Origin of the sequence: Bradyrhizobium sp. cf659 (assembly GCF_900113725.1) — a bacterium.
In the GTDB taxonomy this organism is placed as follows: Bacteria; Pseudomonadota; Alphaproteobacteria; order Rhizobiales; family Xanthobacteraceae; genus Bradyrhizobium.
This window is the reverse complement of the sequence record NZ_FOQJ01000001.1, coordinates 1,146,251-1,170,419: the sequence shown is the minus strand read 5'-3', so window position 1 is coordinate 1,170,419 and position 24,169 is coordinate 1,146,251. Positions and strand designations below refer to the sequence as shown.

The following is a 24,169-nucleotide window of genomic DNA, read 5'->3' as shown; positions in this document are numbered from 1 at the left end:
GCGCGGGGCATGAGAAATTGTCGTGGTTCGGATGAGATTTGGTCGTTCGATCGGAGGAGGTTGCCCCACAACTCGCTGTCATCGCCCGCGCAGGCGGGCGATCCAGTACGCCGAGGCCGTTGTGATTGAACCGATGGCTCGCGGCGTACTGGATGCCCCGCCTTCGCGGGGCATGACATCGTTGTTGGAGGGACCTACCGCTTCCGATCCACGAACGCCTGCATCAGGCGCGTCGGCTCGTCGGTCAGGAACGACTCGCCGAACACCTTCACGCTCAGATTCACCGACTCCGTCAGCGGCAGTTCCTCCCATTGCCGCAGCAGCGCCTTCTGCGACCGCAACGCCTCGGGGCCGCATTCGAGCAGCGCCTGCACCGTGTGCTCGACGGCTGCATCCAACCCGCCCTCGGGTGCGACCTTGTCGACCAGGCCCCAGGCCAGCGCCGTCGGCGCGTCGATGTTCTCAGCCGTCATCACCAGCCAGCGCGCGCGGGCCCAGCCGATCAGGCGCGGCAACAGTGCGGCATGGATCACCGAGGGGATGCCGACGCGCACCTCCGGCATGCCGAAATGCGCATCATGGGCGGCGATGCGGAAGTCGCACGCGGCGGCCACTTCGAGCCCGCCGCCGAGGCACCAGCCGGGCATGCGCGCGATCACGGGGGCGGGGAACTGGCGCACGGCCTCGCAGAGATCGCGCAGGCGGCTGATGAAGGCCTCGGCGGACGTCTGGTCGAGCCTGGCCATCTCCTTGATGTCGGCGCCGCCGATCATGCTCTTCTCGCTCTGGCCGCGCAGCACCACGACGCGGATGCTGCGATCGGTGGCGAGCCGTTGCAGGCCTTCGCGCACTGCGTCGGTCACGGGCGAGCCCAAGATATTCAGCGGGCCGGCGTTGCAGATCGCGACATGGACGACGCCGCGCGCATCGCGCGTCACGCCGCAGTGGTTGTTGAGCATTTCCATCGTGGCATCTCGACGTTTGTTGGACGTGCGCGGGCGCACCGGTCGGGGTCACTTCCGGGCCGAAACGCGCTGCTTGTCAAGCGGGCCGGGGAGACGGAGTTGCCAGGGCGAAGTTCGTGGCATAGTATGATGTATGTCATACAAAAAGGCCGCCATGTCCTGTAACGATCAACTCGACCTGTTTTCGCCCGCGCAGCGGCGCGAGCGTGTGGTGGACTGGCAGGTTCCTGCGCCGGTTGCGAAAGTGGCGATGGGCCTGTCGGGCATGGACGCCATGCTGGGCATTCGCGACGGCCGCTTGCCGCCGCCACCCTTCGCCAAGCTGATCGGCTTCACCATGGCGGTGGTCGAGCCGGGCCGGATCGTGATGGAATTGGAGCCGCGCGAGGATCTCGAAAATACCATCGGCCTCCTGCATGGCGCGACGGCCGCGGCGCTGATCGACACCGCCATGGGATGCGCCATCTCCACCCGGCTGGAGCCCGGGCAGTCGTCCGTGACCCTCGATCTGAAAATGACGTTCCTGCGCCCGCTGTCGGTCCGGTCCGGGCTGATCTCGGCCGAAGGCAAGATCATCAAGCTGGGACGGCAGACCAGTTACACCGAGGGTTTCGTCCGCGACGGCAAGGGCGCGCTCGCGGTCCATGCAACTGCAACCTTTTCCATGATCGGTAATATCTTAACGTGAATTAATCCACCGTCTGGTCCATTTCTGTGTTATGAGATGATCTCCGACATTCAATGAGACTCGCATGCGCTATTCCCGGGAACACAAGCAGGAAACCCACGACCGCATCGTGAAGAAGGCCTCCGTGCGGCTGCGCGAAAAGGGTGCGCACGGCATCGGTGTCGCCGACCTCATGAAGGAGGCGGGCCTGACCCATGGCGGCTTCTACGCGCATTTCGATTCCCGCGAGGCGCTGGTGATCGAGGCCTTTGGCTACGCCATGGACCGCTCGATGGAACACTGGCGCAAGATCAGTGGCGAGGTCTCGCCGGAGAAGCGGCTGGCGCTGATCGCCGAGGCCTATCTCTCCGCGCTGCATCGCGACAATCCCGGCCATGGCTGCTCGATTCCCGCGTTGGGCGCAGAGATCGCCCGCGAGAGCCCGAAGACGCGAAAAGCCTTCGCCGGCAAGCTCGACGAGATGATCGAGATGATGACCGACTACATCCCGAACCTGCCGCGCAAGGCCGCGCGCAAGCAGGCGATCGCGACGCTGGCGACGATGGCCGGCACCATGCTGCTGGCGCGCATCGCCGGCTCCAGCGAGCTGTCGGACGAGGTGCTGAAGGCGGGCAGGGACAGCGCTCTGGATGGCGCGAAGCGTGAGCCGAAGGTGACGGCGGCGAAGAAGGCGAAGCAGAATTAGGCCGAGATGCCGTAGGGTGGGTTAGCCTTGCGGCTGCGCGAAGCGCAGTCGCTGGGCGTAACCCACCGCTTCTGTCTCTGCGGAAATCAAAGTGGTGGGTTACGCTTCGCTAACCCACCCTACGAAGCCCTTGCTCTACCGCCCCGAAAACAACGCCCGGTCGCGGTCCACGATCTCGCCGATGTAATCGGCCACGGCCCTGATCCGGGCGAGATCCTTGCTGTCGGCGTGCATCAGCATCCAGAACGTCCGCGTGATCGAGATCTCCTCCGGCAGCACCGCGACAAGCTGCGGATACTCGCTCGCCATGAAATGCGGCAGCACCGCGATGCCGAAGCCCGAGAGGGTGGCGTTGAGCTGTGCGATCAGATTGGCGCTGCGGAAGCGGGCGGAAATCCGCGGCGACACTTGGGGCAGATAATCGAGTTCCGGCGTGAACAGGAGCTCCTCGATGTAGCCGACAAAGCGGTGCTGCGGCAGCACCTCGCGCGAGACGATTGCCGGGAAGCGGTCGAGATAGGCGGGCGCGGCGTAGAGCCCGAGGCGGTAGTCGAGCAGCTTGCGGCCGACGATGCGGCCTTCCTTCGGCATGGTCAGGCTGATGGCGATGTCGGCCTCGCGCTTGGAGAGGCTGAACAGCCGCGCCGTAGCCACAAGTTGCAGGTCGAGATCGGGATACCGGTCCGCGAAGGGCGCCAGCCGCGGCGCCAGGAAGGCGGTGCCGAAGCCATCAGGCGCACCGATCCGCACCGTTCCGGTCAGCCGCGCCACGGAGCCGCCGACCTGCTCCTGGTTGGCGACGATGGTCGATTCCATCGCTTCGGCGCTGTCGGCGACGCGCTGGCCGGCCTCGGTCAGGAGATAGCCGGTCTTGCGCCGGTCAAACAGCTTTGCCGAGAGGTGCTTTTCCAGCCGGTCGACGCGGCGGATCACCGTGGCATGGTCGACGCCGAGCTGTTTTGCCGCAGCCGAAACCGAGCCGCCCCGCACGATGGCCAGCACGAAGCGAAAGTCGTCCCAGTCGATGCTACCTTGATCCAGCATTTTCGCACATCTATGGTGCAATATATCAGACTTGAATCCTATAAAATGCAGGTCGATAGGATTTGTCAAAGCGATCAGGCTCGACTTCCAAGGAGATTATTCCATGCGTTCAATCGGACATTTCATCGGTGGCAAGGAGGTCAAGGGTACCTCGGGCCGCACCGCCGACGTCTTCGAGCCGATGACCGGTGACGTCCAGGCCAAGGTGGCGCTGGCCTCCAAGGCCGAGGTCCGCGCTGCCGTGGAGAACGCCCGCGCCGCGCAGCCGGAATGGGCCGCGACCAATCCGCAGCGCCGCGCCCGCGTCATGATGAAATTCGTCGAGCTGGTGCAGCGCGACTACGACAAGCTCGCCGAGCTGCTGGCGCGTGAGCACGGCAAGACGGTTCCCGACGCCAAGGGCGACATCCAGCGCGGCCTCGAGGTCGCGGAATTCGCCTGTGGCATTCCGCACCTGATGAAGGGCGAGTACACCGAGGGCGCCGGCCCCGGCATCGACATCTATTCGATGCGTCAGGCGCTCGGCGTCGTCGCCGGCATCACGCCGTTCAATTTCCCGGCGATGATTCCGATGTGGAAGTTCGCGCCCGCGATCGCCTGCGGCAATGCCTTCATCCTCAAGCCGTCGGAGCGCGATCCCGGCGTGCCGATGCTGCTTGCCGAACTGATGATGGAGGCGGGCCTGCCGGCCGGCATCCTCAACGTCGTCAACGGCGACAAGGAGGCGGTCGACGCCATCCTCGACGATTCCGACATCAAGGCCATCGGCTTCGTCGGCTCCACGCCGATCGCGCAATACATCTACGAGCGCGCCGCCCAGACCGGCAAGCGCTGCCAGTGCTTCGGCGGCGCCAAGAACCACGCCATCATCATGCCCGACGCCGACATGGACCAGGCGGTCGATGCGCTGATCGGCGCCGGTTACGGATCGGCCGGAGAGCGCTGCATGGCCGTGTCGGTCGCGGTGCCCGTCGGCAAGTCCACCGCCGACCGCCTGATGGACAAGCTGATCCCGCGCGTCGAGTCCCTGAAGATCGGCACCTCGATCGATCCGTCGGCCGATTACGGCCCGCTGGTGACGCGCGAAGCCGTCGAGAAGGTCAAGGGCTACATCGACATCGGCATCAAGGAAGGCGCAACGCTCGCCGTCGACGGCCGCGGCTTCAAGATGCAGGGCTACGAGAAGGGGTTCTATCTCGGCGGTTCGCTGTTCGACAACGTCACCAAGGACATGCGGATCTACAAGGAAGAGATCTTCGGCCCCGTGCTCTCGGTCGTGCGCGCGCACGACTACAAGGAAGCGCTGGCGCTGCCGTCGGATCATGACTACGGCAACGGCGTTGCGATCTTCACCCGCGACGGCGACGCTGCGCGCGACTTCGCGGCCAAGGTCAATGTCGGCATGGTCGGCATCAACGTGCCGATCCCGGTGCCGATCGCCTATTACACCTTCGGTGGCTGGAAGAAGTCGGGCTTCGGCGACCTCAACCAGCACGGTCCGGATTCGGTCCGCTTCTACACCAAGACCAAGACGGTGACCTCGCGCTGGCCGTCCGGCGTCAAGGAAGGCGCGGAGTTCTCGATCCCGCTGATGAAGTGATCCTCTCGAGAGCGAGGCACCCATGCAGTTCGCTCTGAACGAGGATCAGATCGCGGTTCGCGACATGGCGTTGGCGTTTGCGGCGGAAAAGATCGCGCCGCACGCGCTGCGCTGGGACGAGGAGAAGCATTTCCCCGTCGACGTGATGCGCGAGGCGGCGACGCTCGGCATGGGCGGCATCTATATCCGCGAGGATGTCGGCGGTTCCGCCATGACCAGGTTCGACGCGGCGCTGATTTTCGAGGCGCTGGCGACGGGCTGCCCGACGACGTCGGCCTTCATCTCCATCCACAACATGGCGTCCTGGATGATCGATGCCTACGGCAGCGACACCCAGCGCCACAAATGGCTGCCGAAGCTCTGCACCATGGAGCTGATCGCCAGCTATTGCCTGACCGAGCCGGGCGCCGGCTCCGATGCCGCGGCGTTACGCACCCGTGCCGTGCGCGATGGCGATCATTACGTCCTCAATGGCCAGAAGCAGTTCATCTCGGGTGCCGGTGGCACCGACCTTTTGGTCGCGATGGTCAGGACCGGCGGTGACGGCCCCGGCGGCATCTCGACCCTCGTCATCGACGGCAACACACCGGGCGTGTCGTTCGGCGCCAACGAGCGCAAGATGGGCTGGAACGCGCAGCCGACCCGTGCAGTCATGTTCGAGAACGCCCGCGTGCCGGTCGCCAACCGGTTGAGCGAGGAGGGCGTCGGCTTCAAGATCGCGATGGCCGGCCTCGATGGCGGCCGTCTCAACATCACGGCCTGCTCGCTCGGCGGCGCGCAGACCGCGCTCGACAAGGCGCGCGCCTACATGAAGGAGCGCAAGGCGTTTGGAAAGCGCCTCGACGAATTCCAGGCGCTGCAATTCCGCCTTGCCGACATGGCGATCGAGCTCGAGGCCGCGCGCACCTTCCTGTGGCGTGCCGCAGCGGCGCTCGACCGCAAGGATCCTGACGCCACCATGCTGTGTGCGATGGCCAAGCGCTTCGGCACCGATGTCGGTTTCGAGGTCGCCAACCAGGCGCTCCAGCTTCACGGCGGCTACGGCTATCTCAGCGAATACGGCATCGAGAAGATCGTGCGCGATCTGCGCGTGCACCAGATCCTCGAAGGCACCAATGAAATCATGCGGCTCATCGTGGCGCGCAAACTGATCGAGGGCGCGCGATGACAGCAGTGGAAGAGGGCGATCTGGTCGCGCGCGTCGAGGGTGCGGCCGGCGTGATCAGGCTTAACCGTCCCAAGGCCATCAACGCCGTCACCCTGGAGATGTTTCGCGACATCGAGACCGCGCTCGACCGCTTCGAGGCCGATCCGGCCGTCGCCGTGATCCTGCTGGAGGGCGCCGGCGAGCGCGGCCTCTGTGCCGGCGGCGACATCCGTGCGCTCTGGGAAAGCTCGAAGGTCCATGGCGATCTCGGCAAGATCCTGTGGCGCGAGGAATACATCCTCAACGCCCGGATCAAGAAATTTCCAAAGCCCTATGTTGCCTTCATGGACGGTATCGTGATGGGCGGCGGCGTCGGGCTCTCCGCGCATGCGAGTCATCGCGTCGTCACTGACCGTACCAAACTCGCAATGCCCGAGGTCGGGCTTGGTTTCTTCCCCGATGTCGGCGGCACTTATTTGTTGTCGCGCTCGCCGGGCGAGATCGGTACCTATTTCGGCCTGACTGGCCAGACCATGAACGGGCCGGACGCGATCCACGCCAAGTTCGCCGATTGGGTGGTGCCGGCGGTGAAACTCCCGCAGCTGCGCGAGGCCCTGACGAAGCTGCGCTCCGGTGCGACCGCGGCCGAAGTCGGCAAGCTCATCAACGGCTTTGCGACCGGCGAGACCGCAGGACCTGTGGCGGCGAAGGAGCCGATGATCGATGCGCTGTTCGGTTTCGATCGCATGGAGGACATCGTCGCCGCCCTCAAGCGTGACGGTTCCGAATTCGCTCTGGCCACGCTGAAGACGCTCGGCGAGAAATCGCCGCGCGGCATGGTGGTGACGCTGAAGCTGTTGCGGCTGGCACGCGCCGCGTCGAACCTGGAAGAATGTCTGGTGCGCGAATACCGCGCCGCGCTGGAAGTGTTCCGCAGCGATGATTTCCGCGAGGGCGTGCGCGCCGCCGTGATCGACAAGGACCGCAATCCCACCTGGTCGCCGCCGCGGATCGAGGACGTGACGCCGCAGATGCTTGCGCCGTATCTCGCCGAGATTGGCGCCGACGAATTGAAGTTCAACTAATCAACGAAACGTTCAGCGGAGGAAACGAAGATGGCCACGATCGCATTTATCGGTCTCGGCAACATGGGCGGCCCGATGGCCGCCAATCTGGTTAAGGCCGGCCACAAGGTCGTCGCGTTCGACCTCGTCGAGGCCTCGCGCGCGCAAGCCAAGTCCGATGGCGCAAGCATTGCCGACAGCGCAGCGGGTGCGGTGAAGGGCGCCGATGTCGTCGTCACCATGCTTCCGGCCGGCAAGCACGTGCTCGGTGTCTGGACCGAGGTCGTCCCCGTCATGACCAAGGGCGCGCTGATCATCGACAGCTCCACCATCGACGTCGAGAGCGCGCGGCAGGCCCACGCGCTGGCCGCCAAGAACGGCGTGCTGTCGGTGGACGCGCCGGTCTCCGGCGGGACCGGAGGCGCCAAGGGCGCGACGCTCACCTTCATGTGTGGCGGCGACGACAAGGCGTTTGCGGCGGCAAAGCCCGTGCTGGAAAACATGGGCAAGAAGATCGTGCATTGCGGCGGCGCCGGCGCCGGCCAGGCGGCCAAGATCTGCAACAACATGATCCTCGGCATTTCCATGATCGCAGTGAGCGAGGCCTTTGCGTTGGCTGAGAAGCTCGGGCTCTCGCATCAGGCGCTGTTCGACGTTGCCTCGACCTCGTCGGGCCAGTGCTGGTCGCTCACGACCTATTGTCCGGTTCCCGGCCCGGTGCCGACCTCGCCGGCGAACAACGACTACAAGCCGGGCTTCGCCTCGGCGCTGATGGTGAAGGACCTGACCCTGGCGCAGGACGCGGCCAAGGCCGCGGGCGCGGCCACGCCGCTCGGCCAGCATGCACAGGAGATCTATCAGGCCTTCGACAAGGCGGGCCAGGGCGGGGTGGATTTTTCCGGAATTATCAAGCACGTTCGCAGCCTCGCTGGAAAATAGCGAGGCTTTGCCCGTAGCCCGGATGGAGCGAAGCGAAATCCGGGTCAACTCCTTCCAATTGCGTAGCCGGCCCCGGATTGCGCTTCGCTCCATCCGGGCTACGCTCGAAGGTCAATTTGACGGGCTCGGACCATGACGACATTTCAGGAAGCGCGCGCGTTCCTTCTGCAACACCGCACGGATTACGAGACAGCGCTCAGAGGCTTCCGCTGGCCCGATCCGGCTCCCTTCAACTGGGCGCTCGACTGGTTCGACGCCGAACTGGCGACCAAGGCGGAGAGCAAGGATCAGCCCGCGCTCTGGATCGTCGATGCCGCACAGGACCGGCAGACGAAATTGTCCTTTGCGGCACTGTCGCGCCGTTCCAACCAGGTCGCCAACTTCCTCCGCGCGCAGGGCTTGAGGCGCGGCGACCATCTCCTGCTGCTGCTCGGCAATGTGGTCCCGCTGTGGGAGACCATGCTGGCTGCGATGAAGCTCGGCGTCGTCGTCATCCCCGCCACCACGCTGCTCACCGCCGACGAGCTGCGCGACCGGCTCGATCGCGGCAAGGCGAGGGCGGTGGTCGCCGCGCAGGATCAGGTCGCGAAGTTCGCGAGCCTTGGCGCCGAGAATGTCGTGCACATCGTGGTCGGTGATGCCTCTGATGGCTGGCTCGCCTTTGACGAGGCGAGGAAAGCTCCGGAGAGTTTTGCGCCCGACGGCCCCACCAACGCCGACGACCCGATGCTGCTCTATTTCACCTCGGGCACGACGGCAAAACCGAAGCTGGTGCTGCATAGCCAGCGCAGCTATCCCGTCGGCCATCTCTCCACCATGTACTGGATCGGGCTGAAGCCCGGCGACGTCCATCTCAACATCTCCTCGCCCGGCTGGGCCAAGCACGCCTGGAGCTGCTTCTTCGCGCCGTGGAATGCGGGGGCCACCGTGTTCGTGGTCAACCAGCCGCGTTTCGATGCGAAGGCGCTGCTTGCCACCATCGGCCGCTGCAGCGTCACCACGCTGTGCGCGCCGCCGACGGTGTGGCGGCTGTTCATCCAGGAGAACCTTGCCTCGTTCAAGGTCGCGTTGCGCGAGGTCTGCGGTGCCGGCGAGCCGCTCAATCCTGAGGTGATCGATCAGGTGCAGGTGGCCTGGGGCCTTACCATCCGCGACGGCTACGGCCAGACCGAGACCACGGCGCTGGCGGGCAACTCGCCGGGGCAAAAGATCAAGGTCGGCTCGATGGGCCGCCCGCTGCCGGGCTATCGCGTGCAGGTCAGCGATGCCGACGGCAACCCGGCGAAGGAGGGCGAGGTGACGCTGGTGCTCGGGGCGAGCCGTCCCGCCGGCTTGATGCAGGGCTATCAGGGCGACGACGGCAAGCTCGCGGGCGCCGAAGGCACGCTCTATCGCAGCGGCGACGTCGTGTTCGAAGATGAAGACGGCTATCTCACCTTCGTCGGCCGCTCCGACGACGTGTTCAAGTCCTCCGATTACCGCATCAGTCCGTTCGAGCTGGAAAGCGTGTTGCTCGAGCACGAGCTCGTCGCCGAGGCCGCCGTGGTGCCGAGCCCGGACCCGATCCGGCTGGCGATTCCCAAGGCCTTCGTGCTGCTGACGTCGGGTGCGGAGCGAACGCCTGAGACGGCGCTTTCGATCTTCAAGCACCTGCACACGCGCCTGGCGCCGTTCAAGCGCATCCGCCGCCTCGAAATCGTCACGGAGCTGCCGAAGACGATCTCTGGCAAAATCCGCCGCGTGCAGCTACGACGGCTGGAACGCGACGACGACCGCAACGATCCCCTGCGCGGCCGGGAATTCCGGGAAGAGGATTTTCCGGAGTTGCCGAAAGCCAGGGGTGAAAGTTAAGTGAGATCTCGTCATTCCGGGGCGCGCGAAGCGCGAGCCCGGAATCCATTTCGCAACACGCTCTGCGGCGCGATGGATTCCGGGCTCGATGCTCCGCATCGCCCCGGAATGACGACACCAGGAGCTATCAATGAACGAAGTCTGGAAGAAGCCGCCGATTTCCCTGGAGGCCTATCAGGCCATGGTCGGCAAGGAGATCGGCGTGTCGTCATGGCACCTGATCGACCAGCCCCGCATCGACACCTATGCCGACGTGATCGAGGACCACCAGTTCATCCACGTCGACCCTGAACGGGCGAAGAAGGAAACCGCGTTCGGCACTACCATCGCGCACGGCTTTCTGACGATGTCGCTGCTGTCGATCATGTCTTATGAAGTCATGCCTGTCATCGCCGGCACCACGATGGGCGTCAATTACGGCTTCGACAAGCTGCGCTTCATCTCGCCGGTGCGCTCGGGAAAGCGCGTCCGCGGCCGGTTCGTGCTGGCGGAAGCCAGGCTGCGCAAGCCGAACGAATTGCAGTCCCGCACCAATGTCACGGTGGAGATCGAGGGCGAGGACAAGCCCGCGCTGGTCGCCGACTGGCTCGGCCTGATCTATTTCGCCTGATACCACGCGTCGTTGCCGGGCTTGACCCGGCAACCCATCGCTGCTCAAAAGCTGTCCAAATCTCGCGCGGAGCGCTCTTACCCTCTCCCCCTGTGGGAGAGGGTGGCTTCGCGGAACGCGAAGCCGGGTGAGGGGTGTCTCTCCGCGGACTCGCTTGTCGAGACAACCCCTCATCCGGCGCCGTAGCCGACGCTACGCGTCGGCGTCCACACTTAGGTACGGCGGCCGTAGGCCGCCTACGCCACCTTCTCCCACAAGGGAAGGGAAGAAAGCACAGGGAAACGCACTCATGGCAATCAGGTTTGACGGACGCGTCGCCATCGTCACCGGCGCGGGCAATGGCCTCGGACGGGCGCATGCGCTGGGGCTGGCCAGCCGCGGCGCGAAGGTCGTGGTCAACGATTTCGGCGGCGCGCGCGACGGCACCGGCGGCTCGCTGTCGCCGGCGGAAGCCGTGGTCGAGGAGATCCGCAAAGCAGGTGGCACCGCGATGGCCGACGGCGCCGACGTCTCGAACTTCGAGCAGGTCACCGCGATGGTCGAGCGCGCCACCAGGGAGTGGGGCAGCGTCGACCTCTTGTGCGCCAATGCCGGCATTCTGCGCGACAAGTCGTTCGGCAAGATGGAGGCCGCCGATTTCCAGAAGGTGCTCGACGTGCATCTCGTCGGCACCTTCTATTGCTGCAAGGCGGCCTGGGCCGGCATGCGCGACCGCAACTACGGCCGCATCGTGCTGACCACCTCGTCCTCCGGCCTCTACGGCAATTTCGGCCAGGCCAATTACGGCGCGGCCAAGTCCGGCATGGTCGGCCTGATGAACGTGCTGGCCGAGGAAGGCCGCAAGACCAACATCCGCGTCAACATCATCTCGCCGACCGCGGCGACCCGCATGACCGAAGAGCTGCTGCCGCCGCAGGCGCTGCAACTGATGAAGCCGAACGCGATCACGCCCGCCGTAGAATACATGCTGAGCGAGGATGCGCCGACCCGCACCATCATGGGCGCCGGCGCCGGCTCTTTCGCGGTGATCAAGATTGTCGAGAGCGAAGGCATCAACCTGCCGGAGTCCGAATGGACGCCGGACGCGGTCGCCGCGCATTTCGCCGAGATCAGCGACATGTCGAAGGCGAAGGCGCTGACGGGAGCGTTCGAGCAGACGCAGAAGTATGTGGCGCAGGCCGCGGCGCGCGCGGGGATCAAGCTCTAGCCGCGCCGTCATTCCGGGGCGTCGCAAAGCGACGAACCCGGAATCCATCGTGCTACAGAATCCGCCGCCCAATGGATTCCGGGTTCGCGCCGAAGCGGGCGCGCCCCGGAATGACGCTGTTTTCGGCGCGAGAATCTGGCCTAAACTCCCGCCATGACACCACCCGAATCCCACGTCACCATCATCGGCGCAGGTCCCGCCGGGCTGATGGTGGCCGAGGTGCTGGCGCAGGGTGGGGCGCGCGTCACCGTTTACGACGCGATGCCGTCCGCCGGCCGCAAATTCCTGATGGCGGGCCGGGGCGGGCTCAATCTCACCCACAGCGAGCCGCTGCCGCAGTTCATGCCGCGCTATCGCGAGGCGGCGCCGAAGCTGCAAGCGGCGATCGAAGCCTTCTCACCCGACGCGCTACGGGCCTGGAGCGGGGCACTGGGTGAGCCGACCTTTGTCGGCAGCAGTGGCCGCGTGTTTCCAAAGGCGTTCAAGGCCTCGCCCTTGCTGCGCGCCTGGCTGCGGCGGCTCGACGCCGCCGGCGTCCGTTTTGCTTTTCGCCATCGCTGGATCGGCTGGGATGGGGAAGGGCGGTTGCTGTTTCAAACACCGAGCGGCACCTCCGCCGTTGCAGCCGACGCCACGGTGCTCGCGCTTGGCGGCGCAAGCTGGCCGCGGCTCGGGTCGGACGGCCGCTGGGCCGACATCCTCGCGGCAAAAGGCATCGCCATCTCGAGGCTGCGGCCGGCCAATTCCGGCTTCACGGTCGCCTGGTCCGAATTATTCCGCGACCGTTTCGAGGGACAGCCGCTCAAGGGTGTCGCCCTGACGATCGGTGCACATACGGTGCGCGGCGAAGCGATGATCACCCGCGGTGGCATCGAAGGCGGCGCGATCTATGCGCTGTCGGCGGAGCTGCGCGAGGCGGTGCTGGGTCTCGGACAGGCGACGCTCACGATCGCACTGCGACCCGACCTCGCCGCTGCCGCGCTGACCACGCGGCTATCAGGCACGCGCGGCAAGCAATCGCTCGCGAATTTCCTGCGCAAGGCAGCGCAGCTGTCGCCGGTCGGCATCGGCCTGATGCAGGAGGCGGCGATCGTATCCGGCCGGCCGCTGGCATCGTTCTCGCCGGCCGATCTGGCGCACCTGATCAACGCCATTCCGGTTCGGCTCACCGGCGTTGCCCCGATCGATCGCGCAATCTCGACCGCAGGCGGAATAAGCTTCGACGGGCTCGACGAGCATTTCATGCTGCGCAAGCTGCCCGGCGTGTTCGCCGCCGGTGAGATGCTGGACTGGGAGGCGCCGACCGGGGGCTATCTGTTGCAGGCGTCGTTTGCGACCGGTGCGGCCGCGGGCAGGGGCGTCTTGGAGTGGCTCAAGCGTTCCTAGAACGCCGTCGCCCTTCGAGGGCCGCTGAAGAAGCGGCCACCTTAGGGTGACGGCTCAGAGAAAGCGTCGTCGCGACGGCGCTCCGCCGCGCCGCTACCGCAGCTTCCCACGCGCCGCCACCGGCAGTGTGCCGATGATCTCCTCGCCACGGACCATCAGCACCTCGTCCATCATGTTGACGACGACGCAAACATGATTGGGCACGATGCGCACGACATCGCCGACATTCGGCCGCGTGTTGCTGCGGGAGAGATCGAGGAAGCCGTGCTCCTCGGCGAAGCGCGCGATCTTGGCTTCGGGGTGCTCCAGGATCAGGCCGTGGCCGTCGAGCCCGCCGGTGTCCGTGGTCAGCGTCTTGGAGCCGGCATCGAGAATGCCGCGCTCGGGTGCGGCGCGGCTCACCACGGTTGAATAGATGTGCAGCGCGCAGTCGTCCCACGTCGCGGAGCCGGCCGCGACCTGCATGCGGTCGTTGTAGATGTAAGTGCCGAAGCGATGCTCGGTGCCGCCCTTGAGCTTGCCGAGATTGACGAGGTTCGGCGTGCCGCCGGTCGAGACGATCTTTGCATCCAGCCCGTGCGCACGCACGCCGGCCAGCGCCTCGTCGTAGAATTTTTGCGCGTCTGCCCAGCCGGTCTCGGTCGGATAGAGCATGAAGCCGGCGAATTCGAGCCCTTTGGACCCGGCGATCTCGCGCGCCAGCGCAATCGCCTCCGCCGGTGTCTCGACGCCCGCGCGCTTGCGGCCCGTATCGCATTCGACCACCACCGAGAGCGGACGGCCCGAGGCTGCGGCGGCCTTGGGCAGACCTGCGACGACCGTCGAATTGTCCGCGGCCACCGTCATGTTTGCCTTGGCCTGGAGCGCGCCGAGCCGCGCCATCTTCTCTTCGCCGAGCAGATTGTAGCTGATCAGGATGTCGTCGATGCCGGCATTGGCCATGATCTCGGCCTCGCCGAGCTTCTGGCAGGTGATGCCCTTTGCGCCGGCCGCCACCTGCATCTTCGCAATGGTCGGGTTCTTGTGCGTCTTGATGTGGGGACGATTGGCGACGCCGGCATCGTCACAGGCCTTCTGGATCCGCGCGATGTTGCGCTCGACCTTGTCCATGTCGATGACGGCGCAGGGCGTGCCGTATTCGCGGGCGATCTTGGCGGCGAGAGTCGTTGTCATGGCAGTCCCCTAGTTGGCGCGTAGTCTGATCGCAAAACCGGTGCCCACTTTTGCGGAATACGCGCTAAGCCTGTTCAATTTCTTCGCGAAGCATTTCGAGTTCGAGCCAGCGCTCTTCGGCGGCGGACAATTCGTCATGCGCCTTGGCGATGGCGGCGGAGGTGTCGTCGAATTTCTTGCGATCCTTGGCGTAGAGGTTGGGATCGTCGAGCACGCGTTGCAGCTTGGCGATATCGGCCTGCAGCGCTTCCATCTTTTTCGGCAGTGTTTCCAGCGCGTGCTTCTCGTTGAAGCTCAGCCGCCGCTTCGGCGCGGATGCGGGAGCCGCTTGCCGCTCCTCTTTCTTCTCCGCAGCAGGCTGCGCCTTCGCCGTTTCGCGCTTGAGGTCGGCGCCACGTTGCACCAGCATATCGCTGTAGCCGCCGGCATATTCGATCCATCTGCCGTTGCCCTCGGGCGCGATCACGGAGGTGACGACGCGGTCGAGGAAGTCGCGGTCGTGGCTGATCAGGATCACCGTGCCCTCGTAGTCGCCGAGCATGTCTTCGAGGACGTCGAGCGTATCCAGGTCGAGATCGTTGGTCGGCTCGTCCAGCACCAGCAGGTTCGAGGGCTTGGCCAGTGCGCGCGCCAGCATCAGCCGGCCGCGCTCGCCGCCCGAGAGCACTTCCAGTGGCGTGCCGCGCTGCTCCTGCGCGAACAGAAAGTCCTTCATGTAGCCGACGACATGCTTCGGCTTGCCGCCGACCATGATCTGGTCGCCACGGCCGCCGGTCAGCGCCTCCGCCAGCGTCGCTTTGGGATCGAGGCTTTCACGGTGCTGGTCGAGCGTCGCCATCTCCAGATTGGCTCCGAGCCGCACGGTGCCGGAGTCGGGTTGCATGCCGCCGGTGAGCAAATTGACCAGCGTGGTCTTGCCGGCGCCGTTCGGGCCGATGATGCCGAGCCGGTCGCCGCGCTGGATGCGGGTGGAGAAATTATCGACGATCTTGCGCTCGCCATAGGCCATGGTGATGCCCTTGGCTTCGATCACCAGCTTGCCGGACTGCTCAGCCTCGGCGGCCGCGAGATTGGCGCTGCCGACGGTGCCGCGATAGTTGCGGCGCTGGTCGCGCAGCGAGTGCAGATTGGCAAGCCGCTTGACGTTGCGCTTGCGTCGGCCGGACACGCCGTAGCGCAGCCAGTGCTCCTCGTCGACGATCTTGCGGTCGAGCTTGTGCTGGTCGCGCTCTTCCTCGGCGAGCACCTCGTCGCGCCAGGTTTCGAACGAGGCGAAGCCTCGGTCGATCTGCTTAATGCGGCCGCGATCGAGCCAGGCGGTCGAGCGCGAGAGATTGGTGAGGAAGCGGCGGTCGTGGCTGATCAGCACCAGCGCGCTGCGGCGGCTGTCGAGCTCCTGTTCCAGCCATTCGATGGTGGAGAGATCGAGATGGTTGGTCGGCTCGTCCAGCAGCAGGATGTCGGGCGAGGGCGCAAGCACACAGGCGAGCGCCGCGCGGCGCGCTTCGCCGCCGGAGAGGTTTTGCGGGTTCTCGTCGCCGGTCAGGCCGAGCTGCTCCAGCAGATAGCGCGCCTGATGCTGGTCGTCGCCGGGCGCGAGCCCCGCCTCGACATAGGCGAGCGTGGTCTTGTGGTCGCCGAAATCAGGCTCCTGCGGCAGATAGCGGATCGTGGCGCCGGGCTGCACGAAGCGCGTGCCGCCGTCGGGCTCGACCAGCCCGGCCGCGATCTTGAGAAGCGTTGATTTGCCCGAGCCGTTGCGGCCGATCAGGCAGACCCGCTCGCCAGTCGCAACGTTGAGCTCGACGCCGTTCAATAGCGGCGTGCCGCCAAACGTCAGCTTGATGTCCTTGAGTTGGATCAGCGGCGGCGCCATCGTCAGCCCTGACTTGAATTCTGGCTCGTTGCGGCCGCATCAGCGCGGCGGCGCTGGATCCGGCGCAGCGTCTGGTCGAGCGCCGAGAGGAACGTCGACCGGTCGCGCGGCGCGAACGATCGCGGGCCGCCGGTGACTTCGCCGGCCGAGCGCAGATCCGTCATGAGGTTGCGCACCGCCAGCGTCATCCCGATCGATTCCTCGGTGAACGGCTTGCCGTTCGGCGCGATCACGTCGGCGCCCGCTTTCACGCAGCGGCTGGCCAGCGGAATGTCGGAGGTGACGATGACATCGCCCGGGCGGGCGCGCTCGGCGATCCAGTCGTCGGCGGCATCCATGCCGGCACCCGCCGCGATGCGCTCGATCAGCGGATCCTGCGGCACGCGAATGAAATTGCCGGCCACCACGCTCACGGGCACGCCGTGCCGGAGCGCGACGCGGTAGATCTCGTCCTTCACCGGACAGGCGTCGGCGTCGACATAGATGCGGGTGGGCGTGTCAGTCATTGGCGGGGTGGTACCCCATTCGGGCCGCAAAGGCGAGGGGATTGACCGGTGTTCCCTTGGGCCTACGATCAGCCCGAAACAGCAAGAATTTTGGGAAGGCCAGCTATGCCGAACCGGCTCGAAACCTACCGCGTCGAGGCCTACAACACCGCCAAACAATCCGAAAACAAGATGCATGACGACAGGGTGGCGCGCCGCTTCGGCTTTTCCGGCGGGCTGGTGCCTGGTGTCGACGTCTTCGCCTACATGATGCACGTGCCGGTGGCGTACTGGGGCCGCGATTTCCTGTCACGCGGACTGGTGGAGGCCCGCTTCATCAAGCCGGTCTATGACGGCGAGACGGCCGATGTCGATGCGACCGAGCACAATGGCCTGCTCACGATCGAGGTGTTCAGCCGCACCGAGCTCTGCGCCACCGGGACGGCCTCGCTGCCGGCGGCCGCGCCGGCGGTGGCTTTGAACGACTATCTCGCGGTCCCCGCGGTCGCCGAGCGAAAGCCGGTCAGCCCCGCGACGTTCGAGACCGGCAAATGGCTTGGCACAGAGCCGCGCCGATGGATCGGGCAGGCCGCCGCGGACTATCTCGCCGAGATCAGGGAAACCGATCCGGTCTTCGCGCGCGAGGGGCTCGGCCATCCCGGCCTGATCCAGCGCGTGATGAACCGCGTGCTCGTCGACAACACCATTTTGGGCCCGTGGATCCACGTCGGCAGCCGCATGCAGCTGCTGTCGCCCGCGCGCACCGGCGACGAGATCGTTGCGCGGGCCAAGGTGACCGCGAACTACGAGAAGAAAGGCCACCGCTTCGTCGAGCTCGACGCGCTGGTCGTCGCCAATGGCAAGACACCGCTGGCGCATTGTCAGCACACGGCGATCTACCAGCCGCGCGAGCAGGCGGCGGCGTAGGGAAGGGGCACTGCGCGTCCTAACATTTGGTGTCATGCCCCGCGAAGGCGGGGCATCCAGTACGCCGCGGCTTCTCGATTCAATCAGGTCTGTTACGGAGTACTGGATCGCCCGCCTTCGCGGGCGATGACAGTGATGGTTGTAGAGGCAGCGTCCGATCCTCGGCGTGGTTGGCCGGGTCAAGCCCGGCCATGACGATGGAGAGAGCGCAGTCTTACGCCGCCTTGCCCTTCGCGTCCTGGATCGCCCGCCACACGCGCTCCGGCGTCAGCGGCATGTCGATGTGCTTGATGCCGTGGTCGGAGAGCGCGTCGAGCACGGCGTTCACCACGGTCGACAGGCTGCCGGCGCAGCCGGCTTCGCCGCAACCCTTGCTGCCGAGCGGATTGGTCGTGGCCGGCACCGGGTGGTCGCCGACCGTCATGTTCGGCACGTCCTCGGCGCGCGGCAGCGCGTAGTCCATCAGCGAGCCCGTGATCGGCTGACCGCTCTCGTCGTAGCGGACGTGCTCCATCAGCGCCTGTCCAATGCCCTGGACGACGCCGCCATGAAGCTGGCCTGCGACCAGCAGCGGGTTGATCACCGTGCCGAAATCGTTGACCGCGCTGTAGCGCACGATCTGCACCACGCCGGTGTCAGGGTCGATCTCGACCTCGGCGACGTGGCAGCCGTTCGGGAAGGCAGAGGGCACCGGCTCGCTGGTGTGGTCGACGTCGAGCGAGTCAGGCACGCCCTCCGGCACCTTGCCGTCGTGCAGGCGCTTGGCCAGCTCCATGATGTCGATGCTGCGGTCGGTGCCGGCGATGGTGAAGCTGCCGCCTTCGAACTCGATGTCGGCTTCGGAGGCCTCCAGCATGTGTGCGGCGGCGCGCTTGCCCTTTTCGATCACGAGCTTGGAGGCCTCGACGATCGCCATGCCGCTCGCCGTGATCGAGCGCGATCCGCCGGTGCCGTTGCCGGTGTGAACGATGTCGCTGTCGCCCTGCACCAGCTTGACGTTCTCGAAGGGGACGCCGAGCTGGGCGCACAGCACCTGTGCGAACGGGGTGGCATGGCCCTGACCGTAATCGAGCGTGCCGGTGATGAGCTGCACGCTGCCGTCAGGATCGAACACGATCTTGCCGAGCTCGGGGCTCGGCGGCGCGGTGACCTCGAGGTAGGAGCCGACGGCGATGCCGCGCAGCTTGCCGGCCTTCTTGCTGTCCTTCTTGCGCTTGGCGAAATTCTCGTGATCGGAGATTTCGAGCGCCTTGTTGAAGACGGCCTGGAAGTCGCCGCTGTCGTAGGTGACTCCGGAGGAGGCCGGGAACGGCATCTGGTTCGGCTTGATGAAGTTGCGCTTGCGCAGGGTCAGCCGGTTGATGCCCATCTCGTCGGCGGCGCGGTCGATCAGCCGCTCCATGTAGTAGTTCGCCTCGGGCCGGCCGGCGCCGCGATAGGCGCCCATCAGCGTGGTGTTGGTCAGCACCGTCTTGATGTCGATGCCCATCAGCGGCGTGCGGTAGACGCTGGAAAAGTTCTTGCCGGTATTGAGCGAGAGCGGGCCCGGCGCAACGCCGGTGATGTAGGCGCCGAGATTGCCGTAACCGGAGAGCTTGGCCGCGAGGAAATGCCCCTCGGCGTCGAGCGCGAGCTCGGCATGAATCTTCTGCGCACGGCCGTGGCTGTCGGAGAGGAAGCTGGTCGAACGCTCGTCCAGCCACTTCACCGGCCGTTCCAGCGCCTTGGCCGCGTACAGGATGCACATGTATTCGGGATAGTTGATGTTCTTCATTCCGAAGGAGCCGCCGACATTGGCGGTGAGAATGCGTACCTTCTCGTTCGGCACCTTCAGGTTCTTGGCGAGATTGGCGCGGTTGCCGGCGACACCCTGCGTCGGAACCTGGAGCGTGTAGCGCTCGGCCTTCTTGTCGTAGGAGGCAAGGCCGACGCGCGGCTCCATCGAGACCACGGCGACGCGGGTGTTCTCGATGTCGATCCTGGTGACGTGGGCGGCGCTGGCAAAGGCCGCGTTCACCTTCTCCATGTCGCCATAATGGTAGTCGAGCGCGACGTTGTTCGGGATGTGGTCGTAGAGCTGCGGCGCGCCGGGCTGCGCGGCCTCCTCCGGGTCCGTCACCGCCGGCAGCGGCTCGATGTCGAGCTCGACCGCCTCGGCCGCATCGCGCGCCTGGGCCAGCGTCTCCGCCACGACGAAAGCGACGGGATCGCCGACGAAGCGGACCTTGTCGGTCGCCAGCGGCTGGCGGTTGGTCTGGAGCAGGGGCGAGCCGTCACGGCTCTTCAGCGGCAGGCCGCAGGTGAAGGGGCCGTAGCCGGCCGCATCGAGATCCTTGCCGGTCCAGACCCCCAGCACGCCCGGCATCGCCTTGGCGGCATCAAGGCCGATGCCGCGGATGTTTCCATGGGCATGGGTCGAGCGGACCACCACGGCATAGGCCTGGCCGGGCAGGTTGAAATCGTCGGTGTAGCGGCCCTTGCCGCGCACCAGGGTGTCGTCCTCCTTGCGGCGGACGGGCTGCCCGACGCCATATTTTTGCAGTGCAATAGCGTTTTCGAGCGTGGACGATTTGGTGTGTTCTTGCATGGATTTGACCTGAAAAGCCGGCAATTGCGCGTTTTGGGGGACGCCTGGGGGACCGGACCCCTCAAAAATAGCCCACGGTCCCGTTCACGACAACGCACGAATGGGCATGGTCCCATGTGATGCGTTGTTGCGCAGGCCTGCCGCGCTGCTAATGTTTCAGGCGAAAAAGCAATTCCAGCTCGGCCCCAGCGGGCCGCGGAAAGACAATTTGTATGAATGACCACACGCGGCTCCGTGACGGCCATGGGCCGCACGGTGAGCTCGAGGGGTCGATGGCGGCGGTGGCATTGGCCACTGAGCCGGCCGTCGCCGCGCAAGCGCCGGGAACCGGGGTCTACGCGGCGCTGGACCTCGGAACCAACAATTGCCGGCTCCTGATCGCCTGTCCTACCAGCGATGGCTTTCGCGTGGTCGATTCCTTCTCCCGGATCATCCGGCTCGGCGAGGGGGTCTCGGCGACGGGGTCCATCAGCGAGGCCGCGATCGAGCGCGCCATCGCGGCGCTCAGCATCTGCCGCGACAAGATCAACTTGCGGAAAGCGCGGCGGCTGCGGCTGATCGCGACCGAGGCCTGCCGCGCGGCCTCGAACGCGGAGGGCTTTCGCAGCCGCGTCGCGGCCGAGACCGGCATCGAGCTCGAGGTGATCGATCGCGAGACCGAGGCTTCGCTCGCCGTGCTCGGCTGCTCGCCGCTGGTCGATCCCAGGGGCAGGGGCGCGATCCTGTTCGACATCGGCGGCGGCTCGACCGAGCTGGTGCGGATCGAGCGCGATCCCACAAATCCAGAGCCGCGCATAAAAGCCTGGATGTCGATCCCGTTCGGCGTGGTCACGCTCGCCGAGCAGTTCGGCGGCCGCGACGTGACGCCGGAGATCTACGCCGCGATGGAGCAGGAGGTGGCGAACCACGTCGCGCCGTTCGCGGAACAGAACGGCGGCGATCTCACTGAGATGCACCTGCTCGGTACCTCGGGCACCGTGACGACGCTCGCCGGCATCCATCTCAATCTCGCGCGCTACGACCGCCGCCGCATCGACAGCATCTGGATGAACGATTCCGACATCACCGCGACCATCAACAAGCTGCTCGGCATGAGCTACGAGGAGCGCGCGAACAACAGCTGCATCAGCGTCGAGCGCGCCGATCTCGTGCTTGCGGGCTGCGCCATCCTCGATGCGATCCGCCGCGCCTTTCCGCTGCCGCGCCTGCGCGTCGCCGACCGGGGCCTGCGCGAAGGCATGCTGGTCGAGATGATGCGCGAGGACGGCGCGCTCAGGAGCTGGTGAGATGGCCAAGGACACCACCGGCCGCTTGCACGTCCAGGTCAAGACCGGCGGCAAGCGCAAATTGTCATCGAAGCTGTGGCTGGAGCGGCAGCTCAACGATCCCTATGTGGCGAAAGCCAAGGCTGCGGGCTATCGCTCGCGCGCCGCATTCAAGCTGCTCGAGATCGACGACAAGTTTCGGCTGCTGAAGCACGGCATGGCCGTGGTCGATCTCGGCGCGGCGCCGGGCGGCTGGAGCCAGATCGCGGCCAAGCGCGTCGGCTCGGTGGACGGCAAGGGCAAGGTCGTTGCGATCGACCTGCTGGAGATGCCCGAGATTGCCGGCGTCGAGTTCGCGCAGCTCGATTTCATGGACAACGACGCGCCGGCAAAGCTCACCGCGATGCTGGGGGGCGGCGCGGATGTTGTGATGTCCGACATGGCCGCCAACACCACCGGTCACCGCAAGACCGACCAGCTCCGCATCGTCGGCCTGATCGAGACCGCCGCGGCGTTTGCCTGCGACGTGCTCAAGCCTGGCGGGACCTTCCTGGCGAAAACGTTCCAGAGCGGCGCCGACGCCGAGCTGCTTGCCCAGCTCAAGCGCGATTTCGCCACGGTGCGCCACGTCAAGCCCGCGGCCAGCCGGCAGGATTCCTCCGAGCGCTACGTGCTGGCGACCGGGTTTCGCGGCGGGTAACAAGACCTCCGCCGTCGTCCCGGCGAAGGCCGGGACCCATATCCACCAAATTGCATTTGGCGAAGATTGCCAATTGCCGTCTCGCACCAAACGAGCGTCTCGGCGTATGGGTCCCGGCCTACGCCGGGACGACACTGAATGTGTCGAGCCCGCTCGCGAAATTACCCCAGCCGCTGGTCGCGCACGTCCTGCGTATCTTCTGTCGCCGCCTTGACGGCCGCCTTCTCCGCGCCCTTGCCGGCTCCCTTGCGGCTCGCGATCTCAGTCGCCTTGCGGCCTGAGATCTCGTGGCCGGCATCAGTGGGCATCTGCCAGAAGAACCAGCTCGAGGCCGCCGAGGTCAGCGCGACGACGACGAAGGCGGGCGCGAACACGGTGGCGTCGAGCTCGCTGACATGGCGCAGCCACATCGTCGTCTCCACCGAAGCTGCGCCGACGGCGACGCCCGCCGAGACCGCGAGCTGCTGGTTGACGCTGACGAGCGTGGTGGCGCGGCTCATCTGCGCGGTCTCCACCTCGGCATAGGCCACCGTGTTGATCGCGGTGAACTCCAGCGAGCGGAAGAAGCCGCCGACCACCAGGATCACCATGATGATCAGCAGCGGCGTCGTCACCGTGAACAGCGCGCAGACGCCGAGGAAGAACGCGCTGACGATCGCGTTCACCGTCATCAGATTGCGGAAGCCGAAGGTGCGGATGATCCGCGCCGCCAGCGTCTTCATGCCCATGGCGCCGAGCGAGGAGGCAAACGTGACGAGGCCCGAATGGAACGGCGTCAGTCCGAAGCCGATCTGCATCAGGAGCGGCAGCAGGAACGGCAGTGCACCGATGCCGAGCCGGAACAGGAAGCCGCCGAAGACGGCCGCGCGCAGCGTCGGCAGGGTCAGCAGCGAGAAGTCCAGCACCGGCGATCCCGTCCGCCGGGCGTGGAGCACATACAGCGTCATCGAGATCGATCCGCCGACGACCAGGGCGGCGACCGTGCTCCATGGCAGCAAATTGAGGCCGGCCACCGACAGGCCGAAGGCGATGCCGGCAAGCCCGAGCCCGGCGAGCACCATGCCGTAGAGATCGAACGGCTCGCGTTCCTCGCTCTTGATGGGATCGATGAAGCGCAAGGCCATGAAGATGCCGAGCAGCCCGATCGGAATATTGATCAGGAAGATCCAGTGCCATGACGCGTAGGTGGTGATGAAGCCGCCGAGCGGCGGCCCGATCACGGGACCTATGAGGGCAGGGACCGTCACCCAGGCCATCGCATTGACCAGCGCGCTCTTGTCGACCGAGCGCAGCAGCACGAGGCGCCCGACCGGCGTCATCATTGCCCCGCCCATGCCCTGGAGGATGCGGGCGAACACGAAGTCGGTGACCGAGGTCGAGAGCGCGCAGCCAACCGAGCCGACCATGAACACGCCGACGGCAATCGCGAACACCATGCGCGCGCCGAACCGGTCGGCGGTCCAGCCGCTCGCCGGGATGAACACCGCGAGCGACAGCAGGTAGGACGTAATGGCGAGCTTCAGCGTCAGCGGGCTGGTGCCGATGTCGGCCGCGATCGCCGGCAGCGAGGTGGCGATCACCGTCGAGTCCATGTTCTCCATGAAGAGAGCGGTGGCCACGATCAGCGGAATGACGCGTTGCTTGTCGACCATGACGGATCGGTAATGAAAATCGGAAGGAAGGGTGGAGTTGCGGCTTAACACCGCCGCCGGGCCGCGACCATTGCGGATCGACGCATAGCACCTAAATCCCCGGTAATAGCGGTGTGCCCCTCTCTCGTCGTTCCGGGGCGCGCCACTTGGCGCGAGCCCGGAATCCATCGGGCCCCAGAGACTGCTGCGGGATGGATTCCGGGCTCGCGACGTCGTCGCGCCCCGGAATGACGAGGAGGCCGCCCCCCGGCTATCCACGCTGAATTTACCCAAAAAGCCTGTGCATGGCTGGCCGGCGGTTCGATTTGCTTTGATTCG

The 24,169-nt window shown here is 65.9% G+C and carries 19 protein-coding genes and 1 pseudogene; 13 read left to right on the top strand and 7 right to left on the bottom strand.

Annotation, left to right across the window (positions count from 1 at the left end; translation table 11 throughout):
• Positions 1–194 precede the first annotated feature (194 nt).
• Positions 195–965, bottom strand: a complete 771-nt coding sequence (locus BM118_RS05850; RefSeq protein WP_177234043.1) for an enoyl-CoA hydratase — start codon at positions 963–965, stop codon at positions 195–197.
• Between the two features lie 154 nt (positions 966–1,119).
• Here BM118_RS05850 and BM118_RS05845 point away from each other — a divergent pair, with 154 nt between their 5' ends.
• A complete protein-coding gene (locus BM118_RS05845; protein WP_177234042.1) occupies positions 1,120–1,653 on the top strand; it encodes a PaaI family thioesterase in 534 nt (177 codons plus the stop codon).
• Between the two features lie 64 nt (positions 1,654–1,717).
• Positions 1,718–2,338, top strand: a complete 621-nt coding sequence (locus BM118_RS05840) for a TetR/AcrR family transcriptional regulator (RefSeq protein WP_092183046.1) — start codon at positions 1,718–1,720, stop codon at positions 2,336–2,338.
• A 135-nt stretch (positions 2,339–2,473) separates the two neighbouring features.
• On the opposite strand, the gene BM118_RS05835 is transcribed toward BM118_RS05840, so the two are convergent.
• Entirely contained in the window at positions 2,474–3,382 is a 909-nt protein-coding gene (locus BM118_RS05835) for a LysR family transcriptional regulator (RefSeq protein WP_092183044.1), read from the bottom strand.
• A gap of 103 nt (positions 3,383–3,485) precedes the next feature.
• On the opposite strand from BM118_RS05835, the gene BM118_RS05830 reads away from it, so the two are divergent.
• From BM118_RS05830 to BM118_RS05795, 8 genes and pseudogenes are all read left to right on the top strand, one after another.
• A complete protein-coding gene (locus BM118_RS05830; protein WP_092183042.1) occupies positions 3,486–4,982 on the top strand; it encodes a CoA-acylating methylmalonate-semialdehyde dehydrogenase in 1,497 nt (498 codons plus the stop codon).
• 22 nt (positions 4,983–5,004) lie between these two features.
• Positions 5,005–6,150: an isobutyryl-CoA dehydrogenase gene (locus BM118_RS05825; protein WP_092183041.1), complete on the top strand. Its 1,146-nt coding sequence runs from the start codon at positions 5,005–5,007 to the stop codon at positions 6,148–6,150.
• A complete protein-coding gene (locus tag BM118_RS05820) occupies positions 6,147–7,214 on the top strand; it encodes an enoyl-CoA hydratase/isomerase family protein (protein ID WP_092183039.1) in 1,068 nt (355 codons plus the stop codon). Before BM118_RS05825 ends, BM118_RS05820 begins: the two co-directional genes overlap by 4 nt.
• Before the next feature lie 21 nt (positions 7,215–7,235).
• A pseudogene (gene mmsB / locus BM118_RS05815) lies at positions 7,236–8,132 on the top strand (3-hydroxyisobutyrate dehydrogenase); the annotation flags it as partial.
• Positions 8,133–8,264: 132 nt separating this feature from the next.
• Positions 8,265–9,983 carry an AMP-binding protein gene (locus BM118_RS05810; RefSeq protein ID WP_092183035.1) on the top strand — a complete coding sequence of 573 codons (1,719 nt, stop codon included), beginning with the start codon at positions 8,265–8,267 and terminating at the stop codon, positions 9,981–9,983.
• A 130-nt stretch (positions 9,984–10,113) separates the two neighbouring features.
• On the top strand, positions 10,114–10,593 hold the full coding sequence (locus BM118_RS05805; RefSeq protein WP_092183033.1) for a MaoC family dehydratase: 480 nt from the start codon (positions 10,114–10,116) through the stop codon (positions 10,591–10,593).
• Positions 10,594–10,882: 289 nt separating this feature from the next.
• Positions 10,883–11,800 (top strand): SDR family NAD(P)-dependent oxidoreductase, encoded by a 918-nt coding sequence (locus tag BM118_RS05800; RefSeq protein ID WP_092183031.1) that lies wholly within the window; start codon positions 10,883–10,885, stop codon positions 11,798–11,800.
• Between the two features lie 153 nt (positions 11,801–11,953).
• Complete coding sequence (locus BM118_RS05795) at positions 11,954–13,186, top strand: BaiN/RdsA family NAD(P)/FAD-dependent oxidoreductase (RefSeq protein ID WP_092183029.1); 1,233 nt, start codon at positions 11,954–11,956, stop codon at positions 13,184–13,186.
• Positions 13,187–13,279: 93 nt separating this feature from the next.
• On the opposite strand, the gene BM118_RS05790 is transcribed toward BM118_RS05795, so the two are convergent.
• The 3 genes from BM118_RS05790 to BM118_RS05780 all read right to left on the bottom strand — a co-directional run bounded on the left by BM118_RS05790 (position 13,280) and on the right by BM118_RS05780 (position 16,741).
• Positions 13,280–14,359, bottom strand: coding sequence for a D-TA family PLP-dependent enzyme (locus BM118_RS05790; protein ID WP_092183027.1), 1,080 nt, complete (start codon positions 14,357–14,359; stop codon positions 13,280–13,282).
• Positions 14,360–14,423: 64 nt separating this feature from the next.
• Positions 14,424–16,235 (bottom strand): ABC-F family ATP-binding cassette domain-containing protein, encoded by a 1,812-nt coding sequence (locus BM118_RS05785; protein WP_092183025.1) that lies wholly within the window; start codon positions 16,233–16,235, stop codon positions 14,424–14,426.
• Positions 16,236–16,237: 2 nt separating this feature from the next.
• Positions 16,238–16,741 (bottom strand): YaiI/YqxD family protein, encoded by a 504-nt coding sequence (locus BM118_RS05780; protein WP_092183023.1) that lies wholly within the window; start codon positions 16,739–16,741, stop codon positions 16,238–16,240.
• A gap of 105 nt (positions 16,742–16,846) precedes the next feature.
• Here BM118_RS05780 and BM118_RS41225 point away from each other — a divergent pair, with 105 nt between their 5' ends.
• Positions 16,847–17,647 carry a hypothetical protein gene (locus tag BM118_RS41225; protein WP_177234041.1) on the top strand — a complete coding sequence of 267 codons (801 nt, stop codon included), beginning with the start codon at positions 16,847–16,849 and terminating at the stop codon, positions 17,645–17,647.
• A gap of 214 nt (positions 17,648–17,861) precedes the next feature.
• Here BM118_RS41225 and BM118_RS05770 read toward each other — a convergent pair whose 3' ends face one another.
• Positions 17,862–20,234, bottom strand: a complete 2,373-nt coding sequence (locus BM118_RS05770) for a xanthine dehydrogenase family protein molybdopterin-binding subunit (protein ID WP_092184287.1) — start codon at positions 20,232–20,234, stop codon at positions 17,862–17,864.
• Positions 20,235–20,446: 212 nt separating this feature from the next.
• Between BM118_RS05770 and BM118_RS05765 the strand changes: the two genes are divergently transcribed.
• Complete coding sequence (locus BM118_RS05765; RefSeq protein ID WP_092183021.1) at positions 20,447–21,520, top strand: Ppx/GppA phosphatase family protein; 1,074 nt, start codon at positions 20,447–20,449, stop codon at positions 21,518–21,520.
• Position 21,521: 1 nt separating this feature from the next.
• Entirely contained in the window at positions 21,522–22,199 is a 678-nt protein-coding gene (locus BM118_RS05760) for an RlmE family RNA methyltransferase (protein ID WP_092183018.1), read from the top strand.
• Positions 22,200–22,360: 161 nt separating this feature from the next.
• Here BM118_RS05760 and BM118_RS05755 read toward each other — a convergent pair whose 3' ends face one another.
• Positions 22,361–23,851, bottom strand: a complete 1,491-nt coding sequence (locus tag BM118_RS05755; protein ID WP_092183016.1) for an MDR family MFS transporter — start codon at positions 23,849–23,851, stop codon at positions 22,361–22,363.
• Positions 23,852–24,169: the final 318 nt, after the last annotated feature.